Origin of the sequence: Candidatus Sulfotelmatobacter sp., from assembly GCA_036500765.1 — a bacterium.
Taxonomy (GTDB): Bacteria; Acidobacteriota; Terriglobia; order Terriglobales; family Acidobacteriaceae; genus Sulfotelmatobacter.
The window spans coordinates 178499-198057 of record DASYBM010000013.1 but is presented as its reverse complement, the minus strand read 5'-3'; the positions used below and the strand labels follow the sequence as shown (position 1 = coordinate 198057).

Below are 19559 nucleotides of genomic sequence, written 5' to 3'. Positions count from 1 at the left end.
ATGCATTGCGCGCGGAAAAATGGGGCACTATACTCATTTCAGCGATTCTTTGAGTCGCGTCCGGAGCGACGATGGCTTTATCCGCTGTAATCGTGGACGATGAGCAACTGGCGCGCGACGAACTTGCCTACCTGCTGAAGAATGCCGACGATGTCGATGTCGTGGCGCAGGGTAAGAACGGACTGGAAGCCGTCGGCCTCATCAAGGAACACAATCCGGACTTGGTGTTTCTGGACGTCCAAATGCCGGGACTGGACGGCTTCGGTGTCATCAAGAAATTGCTCGATAAGAAAGTCCCGCTACCCAAGATTGTATTTGCCACCGCCTTTGATCAGTATGCGGTGAAAGCGTTCGAAGTGAACGCGGTCGATTATCTGCTGAAACCGTTCGACAAGAAGCGGGTGGCGCAGGCGATCCAAAAGGCGCGAGCCAAGCAGGACGCGGATGGGTTGCCGGCAGAGAAGATTGAAACCCTGGTACGGATGATTGAGTCTCAGAAGCAGCCGGCGGCGAAGGTTCTGCTGAAGACTGTGGGACGCATGTTCCTGGTGGACCAGCGAGATATCTGTTATGCGTGGATCGAAGACGGCGTGATCACGGTGGTGACCGGAGGGGTGGCAGGAATGGAAGGCCAGTCCAATTGCCGGACGCTGGAGGAGTTGCTGGACAGTTTAGACACGAACCTTTTCTGGCGGGCGCACCGCTCCTATCTGGTGAACATCAACCGCATCCGCGAGGTAGTACCATGGTTCAAGAGTTCGTATCAGCTGCGCATGGATGATAAGAAGCAGACTGAGATTCCAGTCAGCCGGGCTCAGACCAAGCGACTGCGGGAACTGTTCGGACTCTGAGTTCGCTCCCCGCCGCTCCTGGCCGCGCCTCTCATTCTCCTGCCTCTCATGGCCCCGCCGCTCATGGCAATGGCAGTCTGTGTCCGAGCCATCCGGGCTTGGCCCGCGCGAACCGTTTTGCACTCGCTCAGAAATAGTCAGCAGATCGTTGATCAGGGTGCCAGAATACATTCTTTTGAGTCGCTGTTTTCTCAGTCGTTTTGTTCCGCTTTAAAAGAAACGCGGAGCATTGTTTAGAACAATTCAACATCCGGAGGACGACTCCAAACCAGAAAGTCGCCCTCCGGTTTAGCCGGGGGGGAGGGCTATACGGCCAAAGCTTCCAATGCAGTCCTATCGCGAATAATCAAGGTCGGCCCCTCCAAACGAATCAACTGCTTTTTCCTGAGATTGCTTAACAATCGAGTGACGGTCTCCCGGGACGAGCCGATGCGCTGCGCCATCTCTTCGTGAGTCATCGCCGAATGGACGCGCGATTCCGCGGATGCGATTTCCGGGGCCTGCGCCGGCGAGTGCGAGAGCAGCAGCCTGGCGAGTTTTCCGGCGGAAGAACGCGTGAGCACCAGATCGTGAATGTCGCGATAGGCGGACTGGAAGTCGCGACTCAAACACTGCGCCGCGTGCAGGCCGACCTCGCTGTGTGCCTGCATCAGTTCGAGGTAGTGGTTACGATCCACAAAGTTCAACTGGCAGGGCGTTGCCGTTTCGGCCGTCGCTTCGTATCCCATGCCCGAAACGGTCGCGCTCAGGCCAAGGGCCTCGCCCGCTTGGGCGCTTTTCAGAATCAGGATCTTGCCTTCCCGGGACGCGGTGGAAAGATTGACGCGGCCCGAGCACAAGATGAACATTCCGCGCGGACTCTGCCCTTCGACAAACAGGATCGCTCCGGCCGGCAGGATGCTCTTGTGACTAACTTCGTTCAGCGCCTGGCGTACGGACTCGGAAAAACCACAAAAAAAGCTGGCATTCGTGTAAGGACACTCGGTGCAGTTATCGACTATGTCGAGTCCATAAGGTGCATTCATATCTTTCTCCTTGGCGGCCTGCCGCTTTTGTCTGGTCGTGCCAACCGAACTCGTACCCAGGCCTCCGAGTTGAGGCGAACTGGCGATGAGGGCGCGAGCATAAGCGCGAGCATCGCCGTCGGAACTCTGAGCGGCCGCCAGCAACTCCCAGGCAGCGCTCGGCTCTTCCTGCTGTTCCCACGCCAGGCGGCAGGCGAACAGATAAAGGGGATCGATTTCCCTTCGGGGAGTCGATGGGCTGGGTTGAACGTCTGGAGCGACGGGTCGATTGAGACCCGAGTTATCGGGCAAAGGCTGAGCCCTCCGCAGGGCCCATCCCGTAATCAGGTCGGAATGGTCGCGCGACGGGAGCTGTGGTGGGAGCAGCGGAATTGAAGCCGTTTCAAGGAACGGACTCGAGGGTGCGTTCAGAGCTAAACATTTGTTAGTGGCCAACACTTCTTTACTCCCAAGCAACCGGCGTCATGCGCCGGGAACTGATTTCTGGGGGAACGGACGACTCTGCGAGGCAGGAACAGGAACATGGGCTGGCCAGAGCAGAGTGATTTGATCCTGTGCACGCAGGGTTCCGTAAACGGGAAGAGAGGCAGAACGCGGGAACTTCCGTGTTTGGAACAAGTTCCAAAACAGAAAGGCCGGACTAGTCTGGAAAAAAGGCTTAAGAAATCGGCACTCTGCCGATTAGCCGTCACGGTGACACCCACTGGGTATTGCCTAATTTTTCTTTAGGAGTTGTTTGAACCCGTCCCTGTTGAGACAAGGACACCGTTTACGATCCCATGTAGTCCTGGCGATTGATTTTTAGGCGCTGCATTTTGGACTGCAAGGTAGTGCGTTTGAGTCCGAGGCGGCGCGCAGCGCCGTCGGGGCCGGCGATGGTGCCGCGGGTCTCCCGCAGAACGCGAAGGATGTGCTCACGCTCGGCGCTATCCAAGGTATGGTTCTGGGCTGACGGAAGATGGACTTCACTGTGCATTTCCGATAAGGGGACGTGCAGGGCATTGCCGTCGCTCAGAATGACGGAGCGCTCCATGAGATTCTCGAGTTCGCGAACATTGCCGGGCCAGGACCACTCGGTCAAGGCTTTCATGGTTTCGCGGGGAATGGTTTCGATGGGGCGTTCCATGCGCTGAGCGAATTTGTGAACGTAGTGCCGGACGAGCAGCGGAATATCCTCCCGGCGTTCGCGCAGGGGAGGCACGCGAATGGGAAACACGCTGAGACGGTAAAAGAGGTCGCTGCGAAATTCATGCAGGGCGATTCCTCTGGCCAAATCTCGATTGGTGGCGGCAATTAAACGCAGGTTCACTTTGATCGTGCGATTGCTGCCCAGCCGTTCAAACTCCTGATCCTGAAGTACGCGCAGCAGCTTGGGCTGGAGCTCAAGAGGAATTTCACCAACTTCGTCAAGAAACAGAGTGCCGCCGTCGGCCAGTTCCATGCGCCCGACTTTCTGGCTGACCGCACCGGTGAACGCGCCCTTCTCGTGGCCGAACAATTCGCTCTCCAGCAGGCCAGTGGGGATGGCAGCGCAGTTGACTTTGATGAAGGGTCCTTCCTCCCTGCGGCTCAAGCGATGGATAGCGCGGGCGACTAACTCCTTACCGGTGCCGGTTTCTCCCAGTATCAACACTGTGGCATGACTGGGAGCAACCGTAGAGATCTGGTCGAGTACTTTGTGGAGCGCGGGACTATCGCCTACGATCTCGGAGAAATGGGCTTTAGGGCGAGTTTCTCCCTCCAGATATTTCTTCTCGTCAGCGAGGCGCTCCTTGAGAGTTTCAATCTCAGCTGCGGCTCGATGGTTTTCCAGAGCCAGGGCAAATTGAGCGCCGACCTGATTCAGCAGAGTCAAGTCTTCGGGCTGAAATGCATTGGCTCGCGTACTGGCAAGCTCCAGAACTCCCAACGCGCCATTGGGCAGGGCAAGCGGAACGCAGCACAGGGATTGCAGTCCCTCGGCCAGAAAGTTCTTGGTGATCTCGGCCTCGAAGCCCAGCATCTGGTCCTTGGAGAAGATTAGCGGGGTGAGCATTTGCAGGGCGTGGCCACCGGGACTGTTGTGTGGACTGATGGGTAGGGATGTAAGCAGGCCCTTGCCGAGCGGGAAGTCTTCGGCCTGGCGGATAAGCAGCCCGGTATTAGCCTCATACAACTCGAACCCGGCGTATTCGTGCCACAAGACGCGGCGGATGCGGGCCGAGATCTGAGGGAAAATGTGCTGCAAGTTCCATGTAGTCGCCAGGATCTTACTCACGTCGAGCACCATCTGGAGCCGGTCCATTTCTTTGTGTAATTTGCTGTCAACGTCGTGCAAGGATCGCTCCAGCATCTTTTCGGCAGTGGTTTCGACCACCACGGCGCCCACCCGCGAAACATCTCCGGTGGCGTTCAGAATAGGAAGGTAGTGGACGATCCAGCAGGCGGGTTCGTTTCGTGCAGGGAGCATGGCGGAAATCTCAAAGTTGACCGGTTCCCTTTCAGAAATCGCGCGCTGAAGCTTCGGCGCGACCGCATCGGCGAAATCTCCCAGGACTTCCTTGATCGTCTTACCGAGGTGTTCAGGTGCAGGAACACCATTGATTTCGGCGAGTCTGCAGTTGACCGCGAGATAGCGATGCTCAGTGTCCAAGATGGCAAGACCGACCGTCGAGGAACCGTAATAGGCCTCGAGTACCCTCTCCGGGTCGGAAAAGGCTGCGGGTCGCAGAAGGGCGTTGTCGAATCCGAAGGAGGCAGGTTCAGACATAAGAAACCTTTCCCGGGAAGCGAGAATCGACGGTCGTCGGCCGGAAGATGGGTTGTTGGATTCGACTGAGAGCGAGAAAATCGACGACAGATAACGATTTCACCACGCGGGAACGTGTGAAGGTATACAGGCAGTCGGATTTTACGCTTGGAGCTGAGGGGTGAACAGGGAACAAAAATCCCACCTTCGCTGCCTCCCCCTCAAAGGCAGACTGGCGTTCGGTCGCCCCCGAACGTCCCCAGGTACATGCGCATTATAAACCCGTTATGAACGAATGCGCACAAGTTCCTTTCTTGATTCGTTCTGGTTCGGATCTGGTTTCCATCGAGGATGGCAGAGACTCCCGAGAGAGACTCCCGAGAAAGACTTCTGAGTTGGTGAAGCAGCCATCCGTCACACTCTATAATCAGCAGGTGGCACGCGGCTGGGAAAGCAAATCCGTAGAGGCGCAGCAGGAGGAGGCGAGCGAGAAGCCGTCCCCGAGTCGGGGACGGATGAGCGCGGAGGAGGCGGCACAATGGCGGGAAAAAGAGATCCTGCGTCTGGCACGGCAAAGGGTTCTTCAGCAACTGGAGACGACTGAGAATTCCCGACACCGCAAACTTCTCGAAGACTCCCTTATTGAATTGGATGGGAAGTTAAAGAAGTGAAAGAGCGGGCGCTGGGCGTCGGACCTCAGGCGCTAGGCCGCGAATCCGATCTCGAGACTTCAGAACAAGACTCCGGCTTCAAATTTCCAAGAACTACAGCCTCCCGAGGTCTGACGCCTGACGCCCGAAGTTAGTCATTTATAATGATTTTTTTATGACAGCCTACGTCTACGTCTCGCTCAAGAAAAGCGTTCTCGATCCTCAGGGCAAAACCATTCAGGGCGCGCTCAAAAAGATGGGATATAAGGGTCTGGAGGGCGTGCGGCAGGGGAAATATTTTGAGCTCACACTGGACGGCGGCCTGTCACGCGAAGAGGCGCAGTCTGAGGTCGAGCGCATCGCCCGCGAAGTGCTGACCAATCCCGTCATTGAAGAATTTCGTTTCTCCCTGGCCGAGTAAGCTGGGCGACTAAGCTCGGCCGGGAATTCCTTTGAGGTTTTTCCATGTGTGGCATTGTCGGGTATGTCGGTAAGAAGAGTGTGGTCCCCGTCATCATCGAGGGACTGCGCCGGCTGGAATATCGCGGCTACGACTCCGCGGGCATAGCTGTTGCCGGCGATGGCGAAGGATTGCAGTTGCGGCGCGCCGAGGGCAAGCTGCGAAATCTGGAGGATGTCATTCGGCAGAAGCCGCTGGACGGCAGCTATGGAATCGGCCACACCCGCTGGGCTACTCACGGCCGCCCCACCGAAGAAAACGCGCACCCTCATCGCGACTGCACCGGCCGGATCGTGGTAGTGCACAACGGGATTGTAGAAAACTATCTCAGCCTGAAGAAGAAGCTCATCGAAGAAGGGCACAAGTTCACTACTGAGACCGACACTGAAATCATCGCGCATCTGGTGGAGAAGTATTCCGTGGCGTCGGGAAACGGACGCCATGTTTCAAAGGAGCATGTTTCGCTGGAAGACGCCGTGCGACTGGCGGTGAAAGAGCTGACCGGGGTTTTCGCGCTCGGAGTGATTTCAGCCGACGAACCGAACAAGATCGTGGCGGCGCGCAACGGTCCACCCGCGGTGATTGGATTAGGGAACGACGAATATTTTGTGGCGTCGGATGTGCCCGCCATCCTGCATCACACGCGCGATATTTTCTTTCTGGCGGACGGCGACCTGGCCGTGGTGACGCCGGACGGAGTGCATCTCTCGGATTTCGACGGCCGGCCGGTGCGGCGGCAAATCCAGCATGTGACCTGGGATCCCATTCTGGCGGAGAAAGGCGGCTTCAAGCATTTCATGCTCAAGGAAATTTACGAGCAGCCGCGCGCGGTTCAAGAAACTGCCCTGGGCCGCGTGTCGCAGGATACGGGACACATTTTTCTCGATCAGATGGAGATCAGCGAAGCCGAGTTTCGCGATGCGGAAAAGATCAACATCATTGCTTGCGGAACCAGTTGGCACGCGGGGCAGGCGGGAAAATTCATGATCGAAACGCTGGCGCGCGTGCCGGTCGAAGTGGACTATGCCAGCGAATGGCGCTACCGCAATCCGATCGTGGAACAGCAGACGATTACGCTGGTCATTTCGCAATCTGGCGAAACCGCCGACACGATCGCCGCTCAGCGTGAGGCCAAGGCCAAAGGGTCGAAGACGCTGGCCATCTGCAACGTCGTAGGATCGATGATTACGCGCGAAGCTGCCGGCACGATTTACACCCATGCCGGGCCGGAGATTGGCGTGGCATCGACCAAGGCTTTCACCGGACAACTTACCGCGTTGTATGTCTTCGCGATGTACCTGGCGCAGGTGCGCGGCGTGATGACCGGAGAGCAGGCGCGGGCGGCGATGCAGGAACTCACCCGCATCCCGGCCAAACTCGAGCAAGTCCTGGCTGAGGATGCGGCTTGCGACGAACTTGCGAAACGCTACCAAAAAGTCCACGACTTTTTATTCTTGGGGCGCGGCATTCATTATCCGATTGCGCTGGAAGGCGCGCTCAAGCTGAAAGAGGTTTCCTACATCCATGCTGAAGGATATCCCGCGGGCGAGATGAAGCATGGGCCCAACGCATTGATCGACGAGAATCTGCCGGTAGTGATCATTGCAACACGGGACGTGAACAATCCCGGATCGGTGCTGCGCTACGAGAAAACCATCTCGAACCTGAAGGAAGTAAAAGCGCGTTCGGGAGTGGTGATCGCGCTGGCCACCGAAGGCGACGAAGAGATCAAAGAATCCGCGGACCACGTGGTATATGTTCCCGCGGCACCGGAGGAGTTAGCGCCGATTCTGGAGATTGTTCCGCTGCAACTGCTGGCCTATCACATTGCGGTCCGACGCGGCTGCGACGTGGATCAACCGAGGAACCTGGCGAAATCGGTGACGGTGGAATAGGCGTGATGCCGAATTAGAGCGGTCAAACGATAATTTGCCACTAATCTTGGGCTGGTTCGATATCGGTATGCCGAAAGTCATTGCCCTTAAATAGCAACGGCTCACCGGCTGCTTTTGCCAATGCATAAGCGAAGCAATCGCCGAGATTTAGGCCTGCCTTGTGACGCCCCTTGCCCCAATCCCGGTAGGCATCCCGAGCGATCCGCGCTTGGTCAGCGGTTACGGGTTCGATCACGATTTCGAGTTCGCGGACAAAGTCGTCAAAACGGCGACTTGAGATCGGGCTTCGGCCGCTGTCGATGACCACTGCGGCCTCGACATAGCTCACCGCGGAAATGCGGCACCTTTTTGCGCGGTCCACGGCTTGTGCTAATACCGGCGATTCCGGTTCGTCGCGCAGGATCGCAATGATTGCCGACGTATCGACGATCATTTCGGCAGCCCTTTCTCGTCATACAATAGTTCCCCGTGATCGATGGAACGGTAAGGTTCCGGAAGATGCGCAGCGCACTCTTTTCCGATTTCCAGAATTCGTTGCACCCTTCCCGTTTGGGCTTCCCTTCGCACGCGCTCCAAGCGCTCGCGAACCGCCTGCTCAACCGCGGCCGTCATGCTCTCGCCCGTTATCCGCGCTAATTGCCGAACGAGGCGGTGGGTTTTCTCATTCTTGATATTTAGACTCATATCTACCATTCTACCATCACGATTCTACCAGTCTACCATAAGTAGCAACCGCGCCATCACAAACACTAGTGCCGCGATTCCCGCCAGCAACACCGCGAACGCCGTCGCCACCACCCAACCCGCCACCGCTCCCACGTGATGCAGCAGGAATGGAAACAAATTCCAGGTCGTGATGTGAACGTAGTCCCACGCGTCCTGGGTCATGGCTTCATTGTTCAGTCCCCAGGCATCCATCTTGCCGAGGACGAATGCGACGATGTTTTTAAAGCGGAGTGCGATCACGAACGTGGGATGGCCGAGCGTCTCCATCTGGTAGATTTCCAGCGGCAGCCAGAATGCGAGCGATGCGATCTGGATGACGAGGCTGACGGCGATGAGCACGATGCCGCCGCGCCAGACCCATGATCTGAGATTCGCGCGCTGCTGCAACAAGATTGGCACGGCGAGAAGCGCGACCATTTCGACCGAGGTAGAAACGTAGCGGTCGCCCCAGGAAAAATCTCCCGCCCAGTAGGTGTAAGGCGCATAGAAGCAGATGTAGCCGGCGAGTAGCAGCAGCGCAGTCGCAGCGTAAGCGCGCACCTCGACGGCGAGGCGTTTCCACAACAGTGCGAGGAGTGCGAGCGCGAGCAACAGCAGAGGATCGAAGAGGAAGATCGATTTTTCGGGCTTGAAGAGAGCGCCGAGAACGCCTTCATGAAAGGGAGTGCTCCAGGGAAAGTTTGTCGGCAAAGCAGGATCTTGCAGGCGTTGCACTCGTGCGAAAATCGGGATATAGGTTCCGGTCAGCGATCCGAAACGATAGAAGTTGTAGAGGCGTTCGAGAATCGCAAAGAAAGCATAGACCGGCACCGCGATTTTGCAATACGCCACGAATCGCCGCCACAGGCCCCGTTCGCGAGTTTGCTCCAGCCAAAGTATCGTCAACAGGAAGACGCCCGCCGCAATCAGGTCGAGGCCGGTCGTAACACGAGTCAAAAGATTCAGGCCGAGCGCAGCCGAACCCACGAACAGGGCCTGGCGGCTGGCGGTGCGAAGCCACTCATACTGGAAGGAGAATCCCACCAGCGTCAGCAGCATGATGTAATTGTTCTCCTGCATGTTCTGCGTGTAGTGCAGATGGGTCGTGCAGAAGAGCAGGGCAAGCACGCCGGCGATGGATTCCTTGAGGCTGAAGCGCAACTGACGCAGGATGCGGAAGGCGACCAGCGCGGTGAGCACGTTCAACAGAATATTCATGCTGTAGCTGACGATGATGCTGCGGACGGCGGGATCATCTTCGTAACCAGAAAAAATATGCCAGTGCGAAACCCAAGTGGCGATGATGTCGGCGGGCAACATAAGCAAAGATTGGCCAATGCCGTACCAGCTGAAGATGCGCCCCCCGCGGCCGGGAAGGCCGAACTCAGGATATTCGTTGGGAAATACTTGAGGCTCCGAGGTCCAGAGCCAGTGGGTGGTTTGCAGCCGATGCATGGTATCGGCCGTGCCCAGTTCGCCAGACTGAACTACAAAAGCGAGCAATCCCGCAGCCAGGCACAACAAGATCACGGGATCTTTCAGCCAGTACCCCAAGCGTGAAGTCATTGCCTTGGATGGTAATACAGAAGCGGGCGTCGGACGGCAGGCGTCGGACCCTCGGACCTCGGGCGTCGGACCGCAGATGCCGCAGGCCGCGAGCACAACAAGAAGCGCCGCATCAAATATTGGTCTGAGGTTTAAAGGTAAAGTCTGAGGTCTGACGCCCGTTGCCTGACGCCCCATGCCCGACGCCTGAGTTAAACTGTACGGGAAAATTATGGCCAACTGCGTTGCTTGCGGAACTGAATTGTCCGGGAACATGCGCTTCTGCTCGTCCTGCGGAGCGCCGGTCGCAAATAGCGGCGATGCGGCCACTATCGACTTTGCCACCCAGACTTCCCCACTGCCTCCGCGGCCGGCTTCTGGATCTTCGTCACGACGGCCTTCGTCCTTGCAGCCTTCGTCGGGGCAGTCTTCGTCTCGGAATTCCAGTTCCGCTGAGTACTCGCTGAACGAAGGCCGCTTTCTTCCCGGACGCCTTCTGTTGGGGCGCTATCGAATCATCGCGTTGCTCGGCAAGGGCGGCATGGGCGAGGTCTATCGGGCTGATGACCTTACCCTTGGGCAGGCAGTCGCGCTGAAGTTCTTGCCCGATGAAGCGGCCCGGGACGAAAGCCTGTTAGAGCGCTTTCGCAATGAGGTGCGTATCGCGCGCCGGGTCTCGCATCCCAACGTGTGCCGCGTTTACGACGTGGGCGAGGTAGATGGTCAAACGTTTTTCACGATGGAATATGTAGATGGCGAAGATCTCGCTTCCCTGCTGCGGCGAATCGGAAGACTTCCGCCAGATAAGGCGCTCGACATCTCCCGCCATCTTTGCGCGGGACTCGCCGCCGCGCACGCTAAGGGCGTGCTGCATCGCGACCTGAAGCCGGCCAACATTATGCTCGACGGGCGCGGGCAGGTTGTGATCACGGATTTCGGTCTCGCGGGAATCGCCGATGACATCCGCGCCGCGGATGTGCGCAGCGGCACTCCGGCCTACATGGCGCCCGAACAGCTGGCGGGCAAAGAAGTCAGCACGCGCAGCGATGTTTACGCGCTTGGGCTGGTGTTGTATGAGGTCTTCACCGGCAAGCGGGCATTTGCGGAAAAGACTGTGGGCGCGCTGGCCGCTCCAGCCGACCGCACACCGAGCCGGCCGTCTTCGGTAGTGAAGGATCTCGATCCGATCGTGGAGAAGGTCATTCTACGCTGCCTGGAGATCGAACCAGCCGCGCGTCCGGCGACGGCGCTGGCTGTAGCTGCGGCGCTGCCGGGCGGCGATCCATTGGCCGCGGCGCTGGCCGCGGGAGAAACGCCCTCGCCCCAACTGGTGGCGGCTTCGGGAGAAACCGAGGGACTGCGTCCACGAGTCGCAATCGCCATATTGGCGGGGGTTCTGCTGGGACTGGTGGCAGCCATCTACTTCTCTGTTCATTACAACTCCTACGACAAGATGGGGCTCGATCTGACTCCGGAAGTTCTCACGCAGAAATCCCGCGAGGTGATTGCTCGGCTGGGGTATGACGGGCGGCCAGCGGACAGTGCTCATGGACTCAACATCGATGGCGACTTCCAGGATTGGGTGGAGAAGAATGACAAACCACATCCCGATTGGAACGCGGTACTCACCGCTCGACCTTCGCTGCTGTCGTACTGGTATCGGCAGAGTCCGGACGACATGGTCGCGAACGGCTTCCGGGACAATCTGCTGACACCGGGGGTCCTGACTTGGGATGATCCCCCGCCGGTGCTCTCGGGCATGATCAATGTGCGGCTCGATCCGCAGGGGCGGCTGACCTATTTTCAGGCGATCCCGGCGGAGAAGTTACAGGACAAAAACAAAGTGACAGACAAGAAAGACGCAGCCGACGCTGCGGTTGCGCCCGCCGGAACGGCCTACGACTGGAACATTTTGTTTAACGCGGCTGGTATTGATGAATCCAAATTTCAGCCCGCGCCGCCGCTCTGGAACTCGCTGGCCTCTTCCGATACGCGCGTGGCCTGGACCGGGGTATGGCCGGGAACAACACGCCCGCTGCGGGTGGAAGCGGCGTCGTTCCAAGGCAAGCCCGTAGCTTTTGCCCTGATCGGCGAGTGGACCAAGCCCGAGCGGATGATCAGCACGGAAACAAAAAGCTTCGGCGAAAAACTGGAACGCATCATCAGGATCTGCTTGCTGGTTTCGGCCTTAGTGGGGTCGGTTTTACTGGCCCGCAGAAACTATCGTCACGGCCGCGGAGATCGACGGGGTGCACTTCGATTGGCGATCGTCATATTCCTGATGGAGATGGCGTTGTTTTTCTGCCGCAGCCATCTTCCTGACATCGGCGACACGCTCGGCCTCTCAATCATTGCGCTGAGTACAGCGTTATTTTTGTCGGCAGTGATGTGGACTTTGTACATGGCCGTGGAGCCCTGGGTGCGACGGCAATGGCCGAAGACAATCATCTCGTGGAGTCGGCTGCTGGCCGGGACGTGGCGCGATCCCGTGGTAGGACGAGACATTCTGCTTGGCGTGGCTCTGGGTGTGGGATGGATTCTGGTCTTTGACATTCGCTACATCCCGATGATGCACATGGGCGCAGCGCCGGGCATGGGCTCGACCGACGTGCTCATGGGCGGACGCGTCGCGCTGGGAGGATGGCTGCGGGAATGGCCGCAGTCGATTCAAAGCACGCTTGTCTTCTTTCTTTTACTGCTTGGGTTGAAGGTGTTGCTGCGCAAGGAATGGATAGCAGCCATTGCCTTTGTTGCAATCTTTGCCGTACCCAGAGGACTGAGCAGTTCCTATATGTCGATCGAACTGCCAGCCCAGATTCTGGTGTATGGCATCGCGCTGCTGATTGTGTTGCGCTTTGGCCTGATACCGCTGGCTTGCGCGATCTTCACCATCGACATGTTAATCAATGTGCCGTTTTCCGCCGACATCTCCGCGTGGTACATGCCAACGTCGATCGCGGCGCTGTTGAGCGTGGTGGCAATTGCCGGATGGGGCTTCTACCATTCGTTGGGCGGAGAGCCGTTGTGGAAGGTGGAAACGGAGTGAGGCCGGCCAGTACCGCGCATTTCAAAATAACTTGATTTTTTCTCGCCCTCCGGAGCCGAGGCGAGTCGGGCACTGACGCGTCAGCCCGCATCTCGGCTAAGTCAGACTGAACGCTTTTTTCAATGCAGCGGAAGCTGCGGCGCAGGCCTGGTCGATGGGCATTGCGCGCAGGGCGGCGTTAAACGGTTCGGCCTGGATGGGACCGTCATAGCCGATCTGGAGCAACGCATCGAGAAATTGTTTGATCGGGATCACTCCGGTGGCAGCAGGTAACTCGCGATGGTCGTCGTGGTATTGATCGAGCGTGAGGCCGGCCGGGGCATCGTTCAAATCGACGGCCATTACATCCTGCCCGCGCAACGACAAAATATCCTGCGCAGTTTCTTCCGCGTTGAACCAATGCCAGCTGTCGAGCTGAATGCAGATATTATTCGTGCCGATGGCGGCGAGCAGTTCCTTGGTTTCGCTCATAGTGTGGATGAAGGGTTGCCGCTGGCTGCGCCACAGTGTCCGCGGTGAGACATACTCCAGGCCGAGTTTCTGATTGTGGTCGGCGAGCACTTGCGCGCATTGCCGCAGACGCTGGGTGTGCTCGCGAAAGTTCTGCAAGTAAGTGAGGTCGTCGCTGCAAGGCAGAATGTAGGTGTTGACCCGCAAAATTCCTACCTTTTCCAGAACGGCCGCGGCGGCGGGAAGTTTCGCAAAATCGGCATCGAAGGTCGCTGAATCCTTCCGAAAATCCACCGGCAAATCAGCCGCCCCGAGCCTCAGCCTTCGTTTTCGCAGATCGTCGAGGAGACGCTGCAATGCATCGTCGTTCAGCGAAGCGAAATAACCCACGTTGGGAGCCACTCCCTCGAAACCATGGTTGGTAGCCAGCTCCACGGACTCGGGGAAACTCGCCTGAAACCCCAGCCGTCCCAGGTTCAGATTGGCGTAGAACTTACGCTCGGGCGTGGGAGTTGGGCGAACAAGCAGCTTGCCTGCTGTCGACCCCGCGATGCTGGCTGCGGCTCCGGTGTAGAGGAATTGGCGGCGGTTGAGGGGCGTGTACATGGCGAGGGTATTGTAGACGGAGTGGCGCGGCCCTCGTCTCTCCAACCGCCGGACATCGACCGGACATCGAGCCGATATTAAAACAACTCAATCGAAACTGAGCGTCCCGGCGCAGAACTCATTCCGGCGTCGCGCGTCACCAGAGTGGCGTTGAGTTCCTCCGCCAGCGCGACATAGGCCGCGTCATAGGCGGAAAAATTATTCCGAAGCTGCCAAATACGGGGCAGCAACACGAAATGAGGATAGCGCGCCAGACGAAGGTCCAGCAGATCTTGGATTGCCTGCGCAGCGCGGTTCGTGGAAACCGTGCCTTCGCGTGCCAATCGTCTCAAGACTTGCCCGACCTCGACATCGATCAAGTGCGGTGCATGCAGAGATTCGTTTTGCGAGTAGATCCGCGTCTCGATCCGGAGGCCAGCGGGTGTGTGCAGGAGCCAGTCGACTGCAGCGGATGCGTCCAGTACGATCACTAGTTCCGGCGTTCTTCCTGAAGAATGCGGACGGTGTGAAGTTCGGCGTTCACCGGCTTGCGTCGATGCAACCGTTCCCGCAATTCGGCTAGAGTCGGCCGCTCTGCGATCTCTCGAATTTCTGACAATAAGTAGTCCGACAAAGACATCCCTGCCAAGGCGGCACGGGCCTTCAGGCTGCGATGGAGCTCGTCCGGCACATTGCGAAGTTGAACCATCTTGGACATGTGTTAAGCATACTTGCATGTGGAGCACATGTCAATCCAAGTCGGCTGTGATTTTGCTCCGGCGAAGCTTTTGCCCGCATCCTCCTGTTTCCTCAGTGCATCTAAATCTTGACAGCGACTCACTCAAGTCTTAGCATGGCTTAAGGCGCAATCATATCGGGACTGATTTTAAAGCACTTATCAAGTTAGGAGGAGTATTGTATGGGAAAAATTATCGGAATTGACTTGGGAACTACCAATTCCTGCGTGGCGGTCATGGAGGGCGGCGAGCCAAAAGTGATTCCTAATGAAGAAGGAGGGCGGACTACGCCTTCGGTCGTAGGATTCACCAAGACCGGCGAACGGCTGGTGGGGCAGGTCGCGAAGCGGCAGGCTATCACTAACCCGGAGAACACGGTTTATTCGATCAAGCGCTTCATGGGGCGGCGCTACGACGAAGTTTCGGAAGAGATCAAGATGGTGCCCTACAAGGTGGTGCAGTCGGGCGACCACGTCGCCGTGCTGGCGCAGGGGAAGGAGTACACGCCTCCGCAGGTGTCGGCGATGATCCTGCAGAAGCTGAAGAAGGCGGCAGAGGATTATCTCGGCGAGAAAGTGACCGAGGCGGTCATCACCGTGCCTGCGTATTTTAATGACGCCCAGCGGCAGGCGACCAAAGACGCCGGGCAGATCGCCGGGCTGGACGTGAAGCGCATCATCAACGAGCCGACCGCGGCGGCGCTGGCGTACGGGCTCGACAAGGGAAAAGACGAGACCATTGCGGTCTACGACTTCGGCGGCGGAACGTTCGATATTTCGATTCTGGAAGTCGGCGGCGGCGTCATCGAAGTGAAAGCCACCAATGGCGACACGCACCTGGGCGGCGACAATCTCGACCAGCGCATCGTCGACTGGCTCATTGACGAATTCAAGAAAAACGAAGGGCTCGATCTTCGCGGCAAGGGCAACGAAATGGCGCTCCAGCGTCTGCGCGACGCAGCCGAGCGGGCGAAGATCGAACTCTCGACCACGATGGAGACCGAAATCAATCTGCCGTTCATTACGGCGGATGCCAGCGGCCCGAAGCACCTGGTGCAGAAGCTGACTCGGGCGAAGCTCGAGGGGATGGTGGAAGACATCATTCAGCGGTCGGTCGGCCCCTGCAAGCAGTGCATGAAAGATGCGGGCGTGGATTCCAGCAAGATCAACGAAGTGGTGCTGGTCGGCGGACAGACGCGCATGCCGCGCATCCAGGGGCTGGTGAAAGAATTGTTTGGGCGCGAGGGCCACAAGGGCGTGAATCCTGACGAAGTGGTCGCGATCGGCGCGGCGATTCAGGGTGGCGTGCTGGGCGGCGAAGTGAAAGATCTGCTCCTGCTCGACGTGACTCCGCTGTCGCTGGCGATTGAGACGTTGGGCGGCGTGGCGACGCCGATGATCCCGCGCAACACGACGATTCCAACCAAAAAAACTGAGACGTTCTCGACCGCGGCCGACAGCCAGACCTCGGTTGAAGTGCACGTGTTGCAGGGTGAACGTCCGATGGCGGCGCAGAACCGGACTCTGGGCAAGTTCCACCTGACCGGGATTCCACCGGCGCCACGCGGCGTACCGCAAATCGAAGTGACTTTTGACATTGACGCCAACGGCATTCTGAACGTGACCGCGAAAGATATGGCCACGCAAAAAGACCAGAAGATTACCATCACGTCGTCTTCCGGCCTGTCGAAGGAAGAAGTCGAGCGCATGGCGAAAGAAGCCGACGCACACGCGGCGGAAGACAAGGCGCAACGCGAATCGATTGAGGCCAAGAACCAGCTCGACAGCATGGTCTACAACACCGAGAAGATGCTGAAGGAGCAGGGCGACAAGATCTCCGGCTCAGAGCGCGGAGATGTCGAGAACGCCATCGCCGACGCCAAAAAGGCGCTGGAGTCGAACGACAAAGCGACCATGGACAAGGCCCGCGAGAAGCTGACCGCGGCATCGCACAAGCTGGCGGAACAGATGTATAAAGCCGCTCAGCCGACGCCGGGAGCAGGTCCAACGCCCGGTGCGACTGCCGGTGGCGAGACCAGCAGCAACGGTCAAAGCCAGAAGAAAGACGAAGGCGTCATCGACGCTGAATACGTGGACGTGGAAGACAAGAAGTAAGAGTTGACACGAATTGTTTGTCATCCTGAGCGGAGTGGCTGGTTCGCGAAGCGAAGCAGCCACGGAGTCGAAGACCCCGTACCCGTTTGTAGTGAGATAAGCGTTGCGAGGAGTTCTCACGATGCTGACGGGTTCGTGGTTGAAACTCCCTGAAAAGTCTGTAGTAAGTCAAGCTGTAGGGGGTCCTTCGACTGCGTTGCCGCCCGCTTCGCGGACGGCAACTTCGCTCAGGATGACAGTTGTGTGGTGTCCGATGAAGGATCACGAGTATTTCGTGTACATCGTTTGCAGCGGCTCAGGGACGCTCTACATTGGAATGACGAATAGCATTTACCGCCGTGCCTTGCAGCACAAGCGCGGCGAGATTGAAGGGTTCGCCAGCAAGTACAGATGCAATCGGCTGGTGTATTACGAAGGTTTCGACGACGTTCACAAGGCTATCGGCCGCGAGAAACAGCTGAAGGGCTGGGCGCGAGCCAAGAAGATTGCGTTGATCGAGGCAAAGAATCCACGATGGGAAGACTTGGCCGATAAGTGGGGCGCCCAGATGGCATTCGCTGGAGAAGCAATCAAGGATCGATGAAGTTCACGGTTGGGAGGTATCGAAGTGGATTTTCAGGTCAATGGGGAAACGTATTTTCTGAGCCTTGCCGAGGATGAGCGGCGGTGGCTCGTTTTTGTCGAGGGTGACACCGGGACGCGGCGCGTCCCCGTTTATGTGGACGAGGCCGAACTCGAGGATTTGAAAATCGTTGTGGAAGATAAACAGAGGCGGAGGATTCTGAATTAAGACTCGGATCAATACAAGTCCGATTTAAGATGCTCTCATCTCTGATTGAACTCAATGGCGACTCCCCCCAAAAAGGACTACTACGAAATTCTCGGCGTGAAGAAGAGCGCTTCGGCGGACGAGATCCGCAAGGCGTTTCGCAAGCTGGCGCGCAAGTACCATCCCGACGTGAATCCCGGGGACAAGGCGGCGGAGGAGAAGTTCAAGACGCTCTCCGAGGCCAACGACGTCCTGAGCGATCCCAAGAAACGCAAAATCTACGATCAGGTCGGGTTCTACTCCGACAATATTGATCCCGCAACGGCTGAGGCTTATGCGCGGGCTGGCGGCGCATCGGCAGGCGGAGGTTTTCCTGGCGGATTTCCCGGAGGCAGCGCACCCGACGGCGGCCAGGGTGTTCCCTTCGATTTCGGCGGCTTTGATTTTTCCGATCTGGTCGACAGCGCCGCGCGCGGGTCCCGAAGGAGCGGCGGGGGAAGCGGCAGCAGCAGTTTCCGCGACATTTTTGGTTCGATCTTCGGCGGCGGGCAAGGCGCCGCAGGCGCTGAGGAAAGCCCTGAACCCGGGACCGACCTGGAATATCAAGTCAACGTTCCCTTCTGGACGGCGATCCGCGGCGGCGTCATGCGGCTGAACATTTCGCGCCAGGATGTTTGCGCGACCTGCCACGGCCAGGGCTCGCTGGAAGCCCCCGGCAAGTGTCCCGAGTGCAACGGCACCGGGCAGATCACTCAGACCGGCGGCCGGATGAAGTTCAACGTGCAGTGTCCGCGCTGCCACGGGACGGGCAAAAATCTGACCACATGTCCCACCTGTCACGGCGAAGGCACCGTCATGAAAACCGAGCCGCTCGAAGTACGCATCAAGGCTGGAACGCGCGATGGGCAGCGCATTCGCCTGCCCTGCAAGGGAAACGCCGGAGTTCACGGCGGGCCGGCTGGCGATCTTTACGCGATTATCCGCACCGAGGAGCATCCTCTCTTCCGCCGCGACGGCGACGATATCTACCTGACCGTTCCGGTTAGTTCTACCGAAGCGGCGCTGGGAGCGAAGATTGAAGTGCCGACGATTGACGGGCGGGCACTGCTGAAGATCCCACCCGGAACACAGTCCGGACAGAAACTGCGTCTGCGGGAAAAGGGAGTACCGTCAGCCACGAAAGAAGGCGTCCGCGGCGATGAGATCGTCGAGATCACGGTCACCGTCCCCATGCCGCGCGACGAGCGCACCAAAGAACTGCTGCGGGAGTTGGCTAAGCTGAACCCGGAGGACCCACGGGCGGAATTGTGGGCTAAAGTTTAGAACTTCAGATCTCTTAAAGCTTCCTTTATTGCGCACTGTCATCCTTAACGAATCGAAGGATCTATGCAATTGCTGACCAGAATAGCGCTGCAATCACTGCATAGATCCGTTCGACTTCGCTCCGGGCTCTTCGGCCCGCAAAAGCGTCAGGATGAAAAGTCAATTTCACTTACTTCTTCATGCTGGGATCGTCCGCCGGATTGATGTAGTTGAACTTTACCGGCGACTGCCCGTGAATCTGGACCACGGTTTCTCCTGACGCTTCGACATAGTGAGGCACGCTCGGGTCCATATAAGCGAAGCTGCCGGGACCGAAATCCATCATCTTGCCGGCATCGAACGCATTCCCCATGCCAACTTTCAGAGTGCCGGAAATCACGCTGACATTTTCTCGTAAGGGATGGGTGTGAGGCGCGATTTTGTACCCAGCCGGCATTTTCAGGCGGATGGTGTAGTCACCGGATGCTGCCATGGGATTACCCTCAAGCACAGCGAGCTGCGCACCCGGCGGCACGAATGGCGGAGCTGGGCCCCACTTGACTTGATCGGGCGTAAAGGCGTTTTGTGCTTGTAATGGCTGCGACGCAAAGAACGCAACCAGCGAAAATACGACAGCGAGAAACGGTAGTCTCATTGAACTCCTCCTAGAAACTTTCGCGGCATGATAACGAGCTGC

Annotated in this window: 18 protein-coding genes; 9 read left to right on the top strand and 9 right to left on the bottom strand. The window is 58.0% G+C overall.

What is annotated here, in order from left to right:
- The first annotated feature begins 71 nt into the window (after positions 1-71).
- A complete protein-coding gene (locus tag VGM18_15845) occupies positions 72-851 on the top strand; it encodes a LytTR family DNA-binding domain-containing protein (protein ID HEY3974476.1) in 780 nt (259 codons plus the stop codon).
- A gap of 305 nt (positions 852-1156) precedes the next feature.
- Here the strand turns inward: VGM18_15845 and VGM18_15840 are convergent, their stop codons facing one another.
- Together VGM18_15840 and VGM18_15835 are read right to left on the bottom strand one after the other, a co-directional pair.
- The gene (locus VGM18_15840; protein HEY3974475.1) at positions 1157-2167 is read right to left on the bottom strand and encodes a Crp/Fnr family transcriptional regulator; all 1011 of its coding nucleotides are present in this window, start codon (positions 2165-2167) and stop codon (positions 1157-1159) included.
- 478 nt (positions 2168-2645) lie between these two features.
- Positions 2646-4625 carry a sigma 54-interacting transcriptional regulator gene (locus tag VGM18_15835; protein ID HEY3974474.1) on the bottom strand — a complete coding sequence of 660 codons (1980 nt, stop codon included), beginning with the start codon at positions 4623-4625 and terminating at the stop codon, positions 2646-2648.
- Between the two features lie 266 nt (positions 4626-4891).
- Here VGM18_15835 and VGM18_15830 point away from each other — a divergent pair, with 266 nt between their 5' ends.
- From VGM18_15830 to glmS, 3 genes are all read left to right on the top strand, one after another.
- Entirely contained in the window at positions 4892-5275 is a 384-nt protein-coding gene (locus tag VGM18_15830; protein ID HEY3974473.1) for a hypothetical protein, read from the top strand.
- A gap of 154 nt (positions 5276-5429) precedes the next feature.
- Complete coding sequence (gene purS, locus VGM18_15825; GenBank protein ID HEY3974472.1) at positions 5430-5675, top strand: phosphoribosylformylglycinamidine synthase subunit PurS; 246 nt, start codon at positions 5430-5432, stop codon at positions 5673-5675.
- A gap of 44 nt (positions 5676-5719) precedes the next feature.
- Positions 5720-7609, top strand: coding sequence for a glutamine--fructose-6-phosphate transaminase (isomerizing) (glmS, locus tag VGM18_15820; GenBank protein HEY3974471.1), 1890 nt, complete (start codon positions 5720-5722; stop codon positions 7607-7609).
- Between the two features lie 40 nt (positions 7610-7649).
- Here glmS and VGM18_15815 read toward each other — a convergent pair whose 3' ends face one another.
- Genes VGM18_15815 through VGM18_15805 form a run of 3 tightly spaced genes read right to left on the bottom strand, consistent with a single transcriptional unit; the run spans position 7650 to position 9880 of the window.
- Positions 7650-8042 (bottom strand): type II toxin-antitoxin system VapC family toxin, encoded by a 393-nt coding sequence (locus tag VGM18_15815; GenBank protein HEY3974470.1) that lies wholly within the window; start codon positions 8040-8042, stop codon positions 7650-7652.
- Positions 8039-8293: a type II toxin-antitoxin system VapB family antitoxin gene (locus VGM18_15810; GenBank protein HEY3974469.1), complete on the bottom strand. Its 255-nt coding sequence runs from the start codon at positions 8291-8293 to the stop codon at positions 8039-8041. Before VGM18_15810 ends, VGM18_15815 begins: the two co-directional genes overlap by 4 nt.
- Before the next feature lie 24 nt (positions 8294-8317).
- Complete coding sequence (locus VGM18_15805; GenBank protein HEY3974468.1) at positions 8318-9880, bottom strand: hypothetical protein; 1563 nt, start codon at positions 9878-9880, stop codon at positions 8318-8320.
- 211 nt (positions 9881-10091) lie between these two features.
- Between VGM18_15805 and VGM18_15800 the strand changes: the two genes are divergently transcribed.
- On the top strand, positions 10092-12905 hold the full coding sequence (locus VGM18_15800) for a serine/threonine-protein kinase (protein ID HEY3974467.1): 2814 nt from the start codon (positions 10092-10094) through the stop codon (positions 12903-12905).
- Positions 12906-13001: 96 nt separating this feature from the next.
- On the opposite strand, the gene VGM18_15795 is transcribed toward VGM18_15800, so the two are convergent.
- From VGM18_15795 to VGM18_15785, 3 genes are all read right to left on the bottom strand, one after another.
- On the bottom strand, positions 13002-13961 hold the full coding sequence (locus VGM18_15795) for a sugar phosphate isomerase/epimerase family protein (GenBank protein HEY3974466.1): 960 nt from the start codon (positions 13959-13961) through the stop codon (positions 13002-13004).
- Positions 13962-14038: 77 nt separating this feature from the next.
- On the bottom strand, positions 14039-14431 hold the full coding sequence (locus VGM18_15790) for a type II toxin-antitoxin system VapC family toxin (protein ID HEY3974465.1): 393 nt from the start codon (positions 14429-14431) through the stop codon (positions 14039-14041).
- Complete coding sequence (locus VGM18_15785; GenBank protein ID HEY3974464.1) at positions 14431-14658, bottom strand: hypothetical protein; 228 nt, start codon at positions 14656-14658, stop codon at positions 14431-14433. Before VGM18_15785 ends, VGM18_15790 begins: the two co-directional genes overlap by 1 nt.
- A 201-nt stretch (positions 14659-14859) precedes the next feature.
- Here VGM18_15785 and dnaK point away from each other — a divergent pair, with 201 nt between their 5' ends.
- The 4 genes from dnaK to VGM18_15765 all read left to right on the top strand — a co-directional run bounded on the left by dnaK (position 14860) and on the right by VGM18_15765 (position 18883).
- A complete protein-coding gene (gene dnaK, locus VGM18_15780) occupies positions 14860-16791 on the top strand; it encodes a molecular chaperone DnaK (protein HEY3974463.1) in 1932 nt (643 codons plus the stop codon).
- A gap of 232 nt (positions 16792-17023) precedes the next feature.
- Positions 17024-17374 (top strand): GIY-YIG nuclease family protein, encoded by a 351-nt coding sequence (locus VGM18_15775; protein ID HEY3974462.1) that lies wholly within the window; start codon positions 17024-17026, stop codon positions 17372-17374.
- Between the two features lie 24 nt (positions 17375-17398).
- On the top strand, positions 17399-17581 hold the full coding sequence (locus VGM18_15770) for a hypothetical protein (GenBank protein HEY3974461.1): 183 nt from the start codon (positions 17399-17401) through the stop codon (positions 17579-17581).
- A 54-nt stretch (positions 17582-17635) separates the two neighbouring features.
- Positions 17636-18883, top strand: coding sequence for a J domain-containing protein (locus VGM18_15765; protein HEY3974460.1), 1248 nt, complete (start codon positions 17636-17638; stop codon positions 18881-18883).
- Positions 18884-19052: 169 nt separating this feature from the next.
- Here VGM18_15765 and VGM18_15760 read toward each other — a convergent pair whose 3' ends face one another.
- Positions 19053-19517, bottom strand: coding sequence for a cupin domain-containing protein (locus VGM18_15760; GenBank protein ID HEY3974459.1), 465 nt, complete (start codon positions 19515-19517; stop codon positions 19053-19055).
- Positions 19518-19559: the final 42 nt, after the last annotated feature.